10 protein-coding genes, 1 tRNA gene and 1 pseudogene are annotated in these 12,975 nt (G+C 48.4%); 4 read left to right on the forward strand and 8 right to left on the reverse strand.

Annotated features, from left to right (window positions below):
- The 4 genes from CVV30_04560 to CVV30_04575 all read right to left on the reverse strand — a co-directional run bounded on the left by CVV30_04560 (position 1) and on the right by CVV30_04575 (position 4,866).
- Positions 1 to 303 (reverse strand): cobalt transporter, encoded by a 303-nt coding sequence (locus CVV30_04560; GenBank protein PKL70628.1) that lies wholly within the window; start codon positions 301 to 303, stop codon positions 1 to 3.
- Positions 300 to 995: a cobalamin biosynthesis protein CbiM gene (locus CVV30_04565; protein PKL70966.1), complete on the reverse strand. Its 696-nt coding sequence runs from the start codon at positions 993 to 995 to the stop codon at positions 300 to 302. The genes CVV30_04560 and CVV30_04565 overlap by 4 nt, the downstream gene beginning before the upstream one ends.
- A gap of 154 nt (positions 996 to 1,149) precedes the next feature.
- A complete protein-coding gene (locus CVV30_04570) occupies positions 1,150 to 3,459 on the reverse strand; it encodes a hydrogenase expression protein HypA (protein ID PKL70629.1) in 2,310 nt (769 codons plus the stop codon).
- A gap of 114 nt (positions 3,460 to 3,573) precedes the next feature.
- Positions 3,574 to 4,866, reverse strand: coding sequence for an S-layer protein (locus CVV30_04575; GenBank protein PKL70630.1), 1,293 nt, complete (start codon positions 4,864 to 4,866; stop codon positions 3,574 to 3,576).
- A gap of 142 nt (positions 4,867 to 5,008) precedes the next feature.
- Between CVV30_04575 and CVV30_04580 the strand changes: the two genes are divergently transcribed.
- From CVV30_04580 to CVV30_04590, 3 genes are all read left to right on the forward strand, one after another.
- Positions 5,009 to 6,388 carry a hypothetical protein gene (locus tag CVV30_04580; protein ID PKL70631.1) on the forward strand — a complete coding sequence of 460 codons (1,380 nt, stop codon included), beginning with the start codon at positions 5,009 to 5,011 and terminating at the stop codon, positions 6,386 to 6,388.
- A gap of 239 nt (positions 6,389 to 6,627) precedes the next feature.
- On the forward strand, positions 6,628 to 7,248 hold the full coding sequence (locus CVV30_04585) for a hypothetical protein (protein ID PKL70632.1): 621 nt from the start codon (positions 6,628 to 6,630) through the stop codon (positions 7,246 to 7,248).
- A gap of 106 nt (positions 7,249 to 7,354) precedes the next feature.
- Positions 7,355 to 7,426 (forward strand) — tRNA-Arg (locus tag CVV30_04590).
- Between the two features lie 143 nt (positions 7,427 to 7,569).
- Here CVV30_04590 and CVV30_04595 read toward each other — a convergent pair.
- Positions 7,570 to 8,364 carry an energy-coupling factor transporter transmembrane protein EcfT gene (locus tag CVV30_04595; GenBank protein PKL70633.1) on the reverse strand — a complete coding sequence of 265 codons (795 nt, stop codon included), beginning with the start codon at positions 8,362 to 8,364 and terminating at the stop codon, positions 7,570 to 7,572.
- Positions 8,365 to 10,340: pseudogene (locus CVV30_04600) on the reverse strand (ABC transporter ATP-binding protein).
- Positions 10,341 to 10,701: 361 nt separating this feature from the next.
- Between CVV30_04600 and CVV30_04605 the strand changes: the two are divergent.
- Complete coding sequence (locus CVV30_04605) at positions 10,702 to 11,916, forward strand: NAD-dependent malic enzyme (protein PKL70634.1); 1,215 nt, start codon at positions 10,702 to 10,704, stop codon at positions 11,914 to 11,916.
- A 7-nt stretch (positions 11,917 to 11,923) separates the two neighbouring features.
- Here CVV30_04605 and CVV30_04610 read toward each other — a convergent pair whose 3' ends face one another.
- Positions 11,924 to 12,226, reverse strand: a complete 303-nt coding sequence (locus CVV30_04610) for a hypothetical protein (protein ID PKL70967.1) — start codon at positions 12,224 to 12,226, stop codon at positions 11,924 to 11,926.
- Positions 12,227 to 12,234: 8 nt separating this feature from the next.
- Complete coding sequence (locus CVV30_04615) at positions 12,235 to 12,627, reverse strand: thiol reductase thioredoxin (GenBank protein ID PKL70635.1); 393 nt, start codon at positions 12,625 to 12,627, stop codon at positions 12,235 to 12,237.
- Positions 12,628 to 12,975: the final 348 nt, after the last annotated feature.

Here is a 12,975-nt window from a genome sequence, read left to right on the forward strand (position 1 = left end):
TTATGCTTTTTTCTTCTGCCCCAACCAGAACCCGAATACACCACCAACAAGAATGCCGCCAACAGCAGCCTGGAGTGCAAACAGGCAGGATTCAATCTCCCCGCTCGGGGGTTGCCACTGGGGAATCAATGGCTGGAAATTTTCAAGAGGGGTTCCGGAAAGTTCTGCAATAAGTCCCGATCCAACATTATCAGAACCGGCAAATTCCGCCCCGCTCATGGTCGAACTCGTGTACAGGAATAATGCGCAGAAAGTCACGATTGCAATCAGGGTCAGGACTTCCAGCGTATACTGGAACTTCATGAGTTCTCACTCCGGGCTGCATTGATCTTTTCTTCTGAAAATACTTTCAGCCGGATCAGGATATCGGGCTTGAGGGCAACGATATATTTGAACACCAGTGCCAGCACAATGCCTTCGACAATGGCAAGAGGGATCTGGGTAATGGCAAATATGCCCATGAACAGGATGAACGAGCTGGCAAATCCACCGGTTTCTGCCGGGTATGCAAGCGCCAGTTCAAGCGAAGTTGTTACGTAGGTGAACATGTCAGCAAGGGCAGTTACCAGAAATACGGTGACATACATATTGACCGATGTGTCCCGGAGTAACCGGTATACCCCATACCCGACCAGGGGGCCGACAATTCCCATGGAAACAATGTTTGCCCCAAGAACGGAGAGGCCGCCATGGGCAAGGAACAGGCTCTGGAACAGGAGAACGATTGCACAGACAACTGCCGTAATCCAGGGACCAAAGGATATGGTTGAAAGCCCGGTTCCGGTTGGATGGGAACAACTACCCGTAACGGAAGGGAGTTTTAATGATGACAGAATAAAGATAAAACCGCCTGTCACGCCGAGCAGGGGGAGTGCTTCCCGGTCTGCTGCAAGAACTTTTTTCAACTGGTATATTCCCAGCACCAGGCAGGGCAGGGCAATAATCCACCATACAAGGCACCATTGCCAGGGTAAGAATCCTTCCATAATGTGCATAATAACCTCCATTAAATGCCGGTCTGAACCGGGCAAATTAACTTTAATTAAAACAATTAAAGTTGTATTGAAAGATTGTAGTGGCCGGTATTAATATTTTTTGAAACCGTGTGGAAGGAATGAGAAAAAAGCCGGTGGGAAAAAAACGGAAAAATTATTCCGGAGTTTTGTGCTTTCGTGCATCCAGCCAGGCAGTGAACTGGCCCATGACGGACAACACTGCCGGCATGATGAAGATTGCACCTAAGAGCGAGAAACCAACAGCAATCAATGTCACAATACCGAAGTTGCTGATAATCGGGAAGCTCGCAAGGCAGAGTGCCGAGAACCCGAAAAAGGTTGCAAGTCCTGAAACGGTAATCGCAGTGCCGATTTTCTGAACACTTTCCTGGATTGCCGCTATCGGATCATGGAGCCGCTCTTGTTCTTCGGAATACCGTTCCATTACCAGTATGGTATACTCAGCAGCAACACCGATTGTCATGGATCCCATTGTCGCAGTCATCGGTGTATAGGCTATGCCGAGAATATACATGGCAACCGCATTCCATCCGACGATTGCAATAATCGGGACAAGTGGGGATACCGCATGGAAATGCCGGTACACTAAAACGAGATAAATAAAGATTAACAAAAATCCCAGCAGGGTCATCTCATCCTTTGATGAGGAGAGATCGTGCATTAAGGACGTGAAAAGTTCGAACCTGCCGGTCGGTTGCACCGTCATTCCTACCGGGGGTTCAAGGAATGCGATATCCGATATCATCTGTTCTTTTAAGGATGCCTGCTGGGTGGACTGGAGTTTTACCGTACCGAACTGGATCACCGCATTCATCGAGCCGCTTATATACGGTTTTTTGACGGATTCCGGGATCGTTTCCAGCACGGCATTCAGCTGGCTCTGGGTCTCGGGCATCTGGTTGTTATTATAGGCAAGGATATACGTGACGATACTGGTTGCCCGGGTCAGCTCCGCATGGTGGCTGAGCTCATAATCCTGGTATTTCTTCACCCATTTTATGGTATCGAGGTCTGTCACCCGTGGGCCTTCTATATAGATGGCAGCAGAATCCGTAGACCCGATGACCCGGCCTACCTTGTCCATCTGGATCTTTGCCGGCATATCGCTCGGCACAAAGGCGTTTTCATTGGTCTCAATGGCAATAACCGCATCAAGCTGGAAACCGATCACTGCAACCAACCCGACGACCAGCAGGATCGGTATCGGGTTTTTGGCAATTTTCATCGAGGTCTCGGTGAGGAAATGCGCATAGGAAAATGAGCCTTTCTTGTTTGCGTTCTTCCGGGGAAGTCCACTTCCTTCATCGAGGGAATCACAGGCACCCTCACCCACGGCATAACAGACCGTAGGAGCGGGGCCTTTTGGTTTGTACTTGAGGAGAACGGCAATAGTAGGCATACCGATGAGCGAGATGCAGTAACAACACATCACACCAATAATGGATACTATGCCAAAGGAACGGATCATCGGCACCGGGGAGATGAACATTGCCAGGAAACCCATGCAGGTTGCAAGCATTGCATACAAAACAGCAGGACCCGTCCGGGTAACCGTCATAAAAACTGCATCTTCCAGGGAACCCTTCCGGGCCTCTTCATCAAAACGGGCATGAAACTGGATCGCATAATCGATCCCAAGACCGATGAGCACCGGGAAAGCCCCGACCACTGCCATGTTTAACTGGATGCCGGCCAGTCCCATGAGTCCTAATGAGGTGACAAGCCCGATTCCGACAAGGGCCACCGGCATGAAACGGTAACGGACATAGGCAAACAATATGGCCATGACAATGATCATCAGGACCATGGCAGCGCCGATGAGCATTCCCATATCCTTGCCAAGCGAACTCGACATCTCCTTTGAAAAAGCCGGACTACCGGTCACGGTAACCTTGGTCCCCGGTGTCGGGTCTGAGGTAGATACGACTTTCTGGACATTGGCAAGAGCACCGTTCCGGACTTTTTCTGATAAGCCCGAATCCAGCTGGATCTGCACCAGGGTCATTATATTTGAAGGAACAGCGGTTTTCTGGACTTCCGGGGGAATCTTTGCAACAATGGTGTCGATTTCGGCTTTTGAATGAGGAAGAACTCCCCCGTTTGCACCTTTGATCAGATCGACAATACCATTGACCGATTTGATATTCTGCTGCTGTCGTACCGATGCTTCAAGGTTATCGATATAGGACAGGACATCCGGATTGAGAGGATCATTGGTTTCAATGATCAAAATTAAGGAATCCGACTGAAATGCATCGGTGTACCGGGTGTTGAGGATCCCTTTATCAGAGTTTTTGTCCAGGTAAACCTCGTTTCCGGTCTGCATGCTGATAAAAGTCATGCCATACATTGCAATGCAGAAAACTAAGACGAGAAGCCCGGCAACCAGCGCCGGCCGCCGGTTTATGGTGCCTGCAATTGCCTCAAAGATTTTCTCTATCATACATCACCGCATTTTTCTTTATAAAAAAATTTGTATCGTAAAGTGTTCATTGTCCGGATTACTGGATTTACGTGAGACGCCCGGATAAAAACCAGATAAATGGGATTTTAAAAATTATTGTTTCTTCCTGAAATGATAGGCCAGGTACAATGCACCGATTATGAGTGCTACGATGATTGAAAGGTAAATCGGATTGGACAGGATGGCAGTTGCACCCGCCGGAGCTGTAACGTTTACCTTGACTTTCATGGTATCGGAGATATAGGTATTATCGAGTTCATCCCGGTAACGGATTTCCGAATCAAGACCGTATTCCTTGATAGTGGCTGAACGATCAAGGCTCATGACATAGGATACCGTCCGGGACTCACCGGACGTTAAGTCCCCGATATAGGCAATATCATCGTTGCTGGTAAAGGGGTCCACTGCACTTATCCGCGCCTGGGCACTTTTTACCGTGGCATCGCCGGTATTTTTATATTCTACCGTTATAACTTTTTTATTTCCCGGATTCATCTCAGCGGGTGGCGATATAATCGCAAAGTCGGCTTTGCCCCCGACTGATACGCCGACAGTATCGCTCCGGGAGGTGACAAAGTCCCCTTCATTATTCTGGTACACGACAATTACATCGATCGGATAGGTTTGTTTCTGGGCATCGCTGGAAACAGATATTTTATACCGGCAATCCACAATGCTGCCGGCTGGGAAATCCCCGATATAGACGCTGCTGTCCGTGGGGATGATGGGGCTGTTTCCGTTCCTGATAATTTTTACAATGGATTTTACCCCGTTATCTGACCCGGTGTTCTGGATTTTCAAATCAACATAGCCTTCCGTTCCCACGTTTACATGTTCCGGGACTGCTGAAAGGACATTGATGGAAATATCCGGTTTGATCTTTACGGGAACGCTGACAGTCTCATTAATTGTTTTATATAAATATTGTATAGAATCTGTACCGAATTGATCAGCCGCGTAGAGGTAGGTATAGCTGATGTCCAGCGGCAGATTGTAGGTCCCTGCGGGGGCTTCCGGATTGATCTTGGCCGTGAACTGGGCTTTGACATTGGTCCCGCCTTTGAGATCGCCTAACATCTGGGGATCGGATTTGATGACCAGGGGCGCATTTCCCGGCAGTAACTTTACCGTCAGGAACTTTGCAGTGTTCGGAAGATCATCGCGGTCAACAATATTGGACTGGACAAATTTGAATTCATTCAATCCGATATTTTCAACCACTACAATCATCTGAACATCTTGTGCCGGGCTGAACTCATTGGTGCCCGAAATGTATGCCGATAACTGCGGGCTGCCGGCCATATATTTTGTTCCTGCCATTGCAGGTGCAATCAGGCATGCACAAAAAATGAATAAAATGCATGTTATTGTTCTATAATTTACCATCGATTTATTCCCTCCTTGTACTTGCTGGTTCATTTTGCTGAATTCTCACCAGGTATCTGTTTGTTTGGGCGGGTAAATTTTACCAGGAACGCCGTTGATGTGGTATTAATGAATGTCTGATTGATATTTATATATTCCTCCTATGTGTTACCGTTATTTGTTACATACAAATGAAACCTTTATTTGTTACACAAACCTAATAAAAGAACAAGTCAATGGGTGTCGTCCTGAAATGGAACTTTTTAAAGAAGAATTTATCCGGATTAAAGAGATTTTAAAACAATCTCCTCAGGGAATGAGTGTGACCGAGATCGCACGCGCACTCAACAAGAACAAACACTCCGTGGGACACTATCTTGGCATCCTGCTGGTATCCGGTCATGTGCAGATGCGCAATTATGGAAAAGCAAAAGTCTTCTCTCTCTCCTCACGGGTGCCCCTGGATGCCATGTTCGGCTATACCGATGATATGATCCTTGTCCTTGACCAGAATGAACGGGTTGTCCGGATTAACGATCCTTTTCTTGCCATTATACAACAGGCGCGAACAGAAATTATCGGGAACTTATTTTCTTCACTGAAATGCGGAGGAACGGCCGGTGAAGAGATCATCGAAAGGATCCGGGAATCCTTAAAAACCGGTATTTTAGATCAGGAGATAGAAATAAAAAAACCTGCACTCCGGTTTTATCGCCAGAAGATACTTCCCGCCGTTTTTGATGACGGTAAACAGGGAATGATCATAGTTCTTGAAGATATTACCCTGAAAAAATCTGCAGAGCAGGCTTTGCGTTCGAGTGAAGAAAAGTTCCGCCTCATGGCAGAAAATCTTCAGGACGGGCTCATAATATATGAAAACGGGAAAATCACCTATGCGAACAGTCGCATTGAGGAAATATTCGGGTATACCCGGCAGGAGTTATCGCTTTTTACCCCTTCGGATCTTGCAGCCCCCGATGAGCGTGAACGGGTAAAAAAGATCATCGAGGAATGTTTTGTCTCCCGGAATATACCCTCAGATATCCGGTTCTGGATCCTGAGGAAAGATGGATCCCGCCGGTATATTTATAACCGGATTACTTCCATTGAACACGAAAATTCTATTTTACGGTACATTGTCATTACCGATATCACCGAGTGGAAACATGCCCAGGATGCGCTTGAAGATCACCTGGGATTTTTACAACACATGATCGATACGTTCCCAAGCCCGATATTTTACCAGGATACGAATGAACGATTCCTGGGCTGCAACCGATCCTTTTCAAAACTTACCGGAAAAAGTTTTGCTGACATTGCCGGCAAAACCAGCGGGGAAATCTTTGACCCGGATACCGCCCGGATTTTAAGTTCCCATGATGATGAGCTTGTAAAAAAGCCGGGTATGCTTACCTACACCGGTGATATCAACCTCCCCGGTCGCTCGAAACGCACTATCACCATCCAGAAATCCACCTTCTCTACAAAAGATGGTGCCATGGCCGGCATTGTCGGCCTTATCCTCCCCGATAAGGAACATTAAGTTATTCCCGGTTTTGTTGCACATTAAAATCCATAACAATGTATCCCCTTCTTTTCCCGATATGGCCTAAATTAAGCCCGTTGGAGTTGTAAAAGACCCCAACAAGGGCTGAATTTCCTTCAAACTTCTTAAAAAGCCTTATTTATGATGAAACACTCACTATCTGTTTAATGAAAGCGCTGGTTTGCTACCTGATCCTGGGGATGATCTTACTATTATCGGTCAGTTTATCCGGTTGCGTGGCACCCCCAGCAGAAAAACCGATAATTCCTGCGGGCACGTATGAGCCGGATCAACCGGCTTCTGAGGAAACAACAATCCCCACGCCCATCATCGGTTTTGTCACGATAGAGACTCCCTATGTGACTCTTGAACCGGTTTCAGTATCAGGAACCGCAAACCCCTCCGCATATACCACACTTTCCCCGGTTACCCCCATCCCGGAAGATTATGTGGTCATTTATTCAATCAATAACCAACCATTTGCCTACAATAAAACTGCAGTATCGTTCGACCTGAAAAACCCCCCGATGCGTATCGATTTTACCTTATCTGTTACTAATACAACGAGAAATATTGAGGGCGACAGCCGGACACTTACAAATGAATGGACTTCCTTTAGCGTAAGTAATTTTGATCCAACTGCATATTTTGAAGTAACGGTTCGTGAAAAAGCATCCGGCAAAATCATACTACAGGATGGTTTTGGTCAGAGTAAACAATATGGAACAGAAAATCCCCGTCATTTGAAAATACTCACCCGGGGAGATTATCTCATTGAATTTGGCGGAAATAAGGTTTTTGCGAATATAAATCTGTCCGTGAAACGAGAGGGAAATATAAATCAAAGTGTAGAATGATATCTCCATTTTTTCATAATCCGGTCCTTATAATCAAATGTTATTTTTCAAAACGGTGAATTATTTAAGCGATGACAACATTTTATGTAAAGCAGAAAGTAATCGGGTCCCGGTAGGGTAGTGGACATCCTAAAAGATTGCGGATCTTTTGACCCGGGTTCAAGTCCCGGCCGGGGCGTACAACATTTTTCTCATGAAAGTTTTCTGAGATTTTTTTAAAGTTTTTTAATTAGTCAAACCCTTTTTAAAAAAGATGGAAACCTAACTGGGATTTGCCCGACAGGTCCCCGTGAAAGTATCTCTCTTTAATCTGTGACTGACTCAGAGCATTTGTTTCATGATCAATGCAGTATACCCGCATCCCACGATTACCAGAACCGCAATCGTGGCATAATCTCTCTTCTGGAACGCAAACTCCCGAAGCCGCGTCCGGGTTCCCGTACGATACCCCCGGATATCAATGGTAAGACCCAGGACGGTGGCCCGGGCAAGGGCATTGGAGACCAGCGGGATGACAATCGGTGCAACACTGCGGACTTTTCCTATAATACCGTCTCCCGGGTTATACCCGCGTGCCAGCTGGGCTTCATGAATACGCTTTCCTTCAATCTGGAGAGTGGGGATGAAACGCAGGGCAATAAGGAACATAAGGGTATAATCGACCGGGATTTTCAGGCGCTCCATGGTATGGACAATATCCCGCGGCTGTGTTGAGATTACAAAGAGCTGGAAGACGCAGATGAGCACCATGAACCTGAGCGTCAGGACCAGCCCGAATTCTATTGCCCCGGTAGTGATCGGGATATGACCCCCGATAAGGGGAATTACTAACGGGATCAAGTAACCAATCGTCTCGCCGCTGGGCATCGTGATGATGGTGAGGCCGATGAGAATGATGCTCATGAGAGCAATCAGCTTGAACTGCTGCATCACTTCGGTACTGAGACTGGCGACATAGGCAATGATGAGGATGGTGATGACCAGCAGCAGCAGGAACAACAGGTTGGTCGACAGGATGGACATTATGCCGAACAGGAGGATGAAAGCGATCTTGGTAAATGGGTGAAGGCGATGGAAGAAACCGTCCTTATGGACATACGCGAGAATCTCTGCCATTTATGCACCTCCCGGTATCAATGAATCAGAAATAATCCTGCCTTTTTCCATGGCAACGATCCGGTCTGCACAGGTTATGGCAATATCCTGGTTATGGGTGATGATGATGATCGTATGTCCCTTTTCCTGAAGTGCTTTTAATATTTCAAGGACAAGACGCGCCTCATTTCCGTCGAGACCAGTGGTCGGCTCATCCAGGACAATAATTGCCGGCTGCATGGCAATCACGCAGGCTATTGCGAGACGCTGCCGCTCGCCGCGGGAAAGCCACCGGGGGTAAAGGTCTTTTGTATGTTCCAGCCCGACTTCGGAGAGTGCCGCATCAATGATGGGTTTGCAATCCGTAATGCCGAGGTTGTTCAACCCGAACGCGACCTCATCGTAAACCGTATCGGCAAAGAACATATGATCCGGGTTCTGGAATACGAGCCCGACATGCCGTGCAAGTTCGGTAATTGTGCAGTCGCGGGTGTTTTTGCCCCGGATAATAACATCGCCACGGGTGGGTGTCAGCAGCCGGTTGAAATGCTTGACCAGCGTGGTCTTCCCGGACCCGTTCTCCCCGACAAGGGCAATGAATTCACCGGGCTGGACCGTAAGATTGATCGAATCGAGTGCCGGGATATCCCCGTAGGCATAGGACAGGTCCTGGACCTGGATGATGGGAGATGAAACCGGGGAACCTGTTTCCGGTTTTACCTGGTGGCCGGGTTTCCGGATGCCGGAAAAGTCAGCAATAACGATCCTTCCCAGCCGTTCATCAGCAAGAATCTCATCGGGTTTCCCGATAGCGCTGATGGTCCCGTTCTCCATTACCACGAGCAGGTCTACCATGTCCTTAAAATGCGCATACTTGTGCTCAATGAGAAGGATGGTCTTTCCCTGTTTTTTCAGATCGGTAAGAATGGCAACAATCCGCTTTGTTGCGTGTTCGTCCAGTTCGGACGTGGGCTCATCGAGAATCAGGATATCGTTTCCCAGTGCAAGGGTTGCTGCGAGTGCTACCCGCTGTTTCTGGCCCCCCGAGAGATTGTGTGGCGAGCGGTTGCGCAACTCGCCCAGGTACGTGGTGGTGATGATATTTGCGAGCCGCTCTTCTGTTGCTGCTGCATCTAAACCCCGGTGTTCGATGGCCGAGAGGATCTCTTCTTCAACCGTCGTAAAAATCATCTGTGCTTCTGCATCGTCAAAAACAATGCCGATCTTCTGGGCAAGCGCTGTTAAGTCGGGATAATCTTTTACATCCCGGGCGTCAACGGTCACCCGTCCTTCTTTTTTACCCCCGTATTCATGGTGAAGGATGCCGGCAGCTGCAAGACAGAGCGTTGTTTTTCCGGCACCGGATGGCCCGGTCACCATGATGCAGCAGCCCCGGGGTAATGAAAAAGAAAGATTATCCAGGGCCTTCTGCACGGTGTGGGGGTAGGTGTAACTGATATTTTCGAGCCTTATCATTCCTGTCCTCGTGACAATACCCTGCTGGAGGGTATGTAGAGGATTTGGACGATAATCGCATTAAATACCGCAGTTATGACAACGATGGGTACAAAGACGATCATGAACCCTTCCATCGTAGCGTACTTTGCAAGGATCTGGGGTGCAACTGCGAAGAGCGCGAGCGCGGCAAAGGTAAAACCGCTGGCAAGGGTTGCAAGGAACGTTGTGGCTACCGGTGCAAACTGGGATTTGGTCCGGATCAGTGCATAGATGCCGAAACAGACCAGGGCGCCGACCGGTTCACTGATCAGGTTGGCGGGAGGGAATATGGAACCCGAGATCAGCATCGAGAGAATACCGGCAACAAGGCCGATACCAAACGCCTCGAAGACCTTGGGGCGGATGAGGATGATCGCAAGACAGTAGAATGCGATGATCATGTTCGGTGTGAGCGGGGTATGGAGCATCGCGAGGAAATAGCGAAGGATCGCCCCGATGGCAAGCAAAATTCCGACTATGGCAATATCTTTTGACTTCATGGTAAACACATCCTGATTTAAGATTCTGGTAAGCAGGTGATGGGACGCATACGACTCCGGTAACCTATAAGTTGCCTAGATTATACGCTGATGTATATTTCTGTTCATTCGTGTATTAAAATGTAACTTTCTAGCAGGTGCTGAAATGGAACCCGGTTACCTGGGTCAAGTCTTATTTTTCCGTGTGAAAACAAAGGTGAACCGAGATTTTCCCGGAATTGCCCGGAATCTTCTTTTTCCGGAATGCCGGCGCAATTATACACGGATATAAGCCATAAAATCCGGTATTAAAACCCTTTTTTGCTCTTAGGATAACATTCATTGCCTTTCACGCGCTCTTTTCACATAAGGAGCAGTCACGATGCTGTTTACACCGGGAAGTGACGAGATCTATAAAGAAGCGCTTGCGCTGCATGCAGCCCATAAGGGCAAACTTGAGATACGGTCCAAAGTCCCGCTAAAAACCAAACACGATCTCTCCCTTGCGTACACACCCGGGGTGGCAGAAGTCTGCCGGGAAATTGCGAAAGACCGGAACCTTGCGTACAAATACACGTTAAAAGCGAACACGATTGCTATCGTAACTGATGGCTCGGCAGTTCTTGGACTAGGAAATATCGGCGGGTATGCAGCAATTCCGGTGATGGAGGGAAAGGCAATTCTCTTCAAGGAATTTGCCGGTGTCGATGCTTTTCCCATCTGTTTTGAAAATTACGAGACGGATTTTGTGGACCAGGTAAAAAATATCGCGCCGGTCTTTGGCGGCATCAATCTCGAAGATATCGCAGCCCCGAAATGTTTTGAAGTCGAAGATGCGCTCCAGGATATTGGTATTCCGGTGATGCATGACGACCAGCACGGGACTGCGGTCGTGGTACTTGCCGCACTGCTCAATGCCTGCAGGGTTACCGGCAAGAAATTCGAGAACTTGAATATCGTTATCTGCGGGGCAGGAGCGGCCGGGTTTGCCATCACCCGCCTGTTAAAATGCATCGGGTATAATCCCAATGTCTGTACCAAGGTAAACGAGATCATTGTCTGCGATACCCAGGGTACGATCTTCCGGGGCCGGGAAGAGCTCTACAAAAACAAGTACAAGTTCATTATTGCCGAAGAGACGAACCGCCCGGCACTCTCCGGAAAACTTGAGGATGCGATGAACGGTGCCGATGTCTTTATCGGGGTCTCTGCACCTGGCGTGGTATCAGAAGAGATGGTAAGATCGATGGGTAAGGATGCCATTGTCTTTGCCATGGCAAACCCGGTGCCGGAGATCTGGCCGGATGCAGCAAAACGTGCCGGTGCGGCAGTGGTTGGTACCGGTCGCAGCGACTTTCCCAACCAGATCAATAATGTGCTCGCATTTCCCGGTATTTTCCGGGGAGCACTCGATGCCCGGGCCACCCGCATCACCGATGAAATGAAGATCGCAGCAGCGCACGCAATCGCCAATTGCGTTTCAAAACCCCAGCGCGACCGGATTATGCCCAACATCCTTGACAAGGACGTAACAAAAGCGGTTGCAAAAGCCGTGGCAGATGCTGCGGTACAATGCGGGTGCAGCCGGCACCTCTGAAATACGGTCAGTGCACTTCGTGCTCGTAGCGCTGCGCGGCTTCACTTCCGCTGGTACAGAAATTATGGTACTTCAGGTCAAGGCCTGAAGGTATCGCGCATTCCTTGCAGGTGCATCCCCGGTCTTCTGCTATGCAGAGCGGACTTTTTCCGGTAATGCAATAGACTAATTCCTTACTTCCCTCGGCGCAGTGGTTATACGAGGGGCATTTCGGGCAGGTGCAGGCTGCCTTTTTGACCGCCATGTACTCCTTGCGTTCCCGGGCAGGCTGCTGCCAGAATGTATCCAGCCATTGTTCAAACGCATCCATACCCATCCCTACCCGTACCCGGTGATCTCGTAATCGATGGTAGTAGAATTATTGGCACATTCCTTGCCATGGACCAGCACTTCTTCGATCATCTTCTTGAGGAGCGCCGGGTATATGGCTCCTACCATCTCCTGTACCGGCTTGCCATTACAGAAAAATTTGAATGTCGGGGTGCTTTTTACGCCATACCGTTCGGCAGTCCAGAGATTATTCATGATATTGATCTTCGCAAACAGGATAGAATTTTTGAACACTTCAGCATAATTTTTAAAATACGGTTCCATCTGGTGGCAGAATGCGCAGGTCGGGCTGTAGAACATCACGGCAACCGGCAGGGTCCCCCTCTCCACGGTTTTTTCCCAGACAAGATCATTGACTTCAATGAGCAGTTCTTCGGTCATTAGTATCCCCACTCAGGCTGAGATCAGAGGAGCCTGCTCATATAGTTTATCCTTAGGGAAACAGGGTTCCTGAAAAATTCCCGGGGCACCGCCGGTTATTGGATTTGGCGATATGTTTACGTTGGACTGGTTGCCGATATGTTTACGTTGGACTGGTTGCCGATATGCTTACACAAAACGGATTGCCGGTATGTTTACCCAGAACTGATTACCGATATGCTTACACAAAACGGATTGCCGGTATGTTTACCCAGAACTGATTACCGGCATGTTAAGGTCGGGTATAGGTCGCCGTCTTTAGTCCGCAGGAATACCAGCTCATCTCATCTGCCCACCACTTCCTTTTAT

The organism is Methanomicrobiales archaeon HGW-Methanomicrobiales-1 (genome assembly GCA_002839675.1).
Taxonomy (GTDB): Archaea; Halobacteriota; Methanomicrobia; order Methanomicrobiales; family Methanospirillaceae; genus Methanoregula.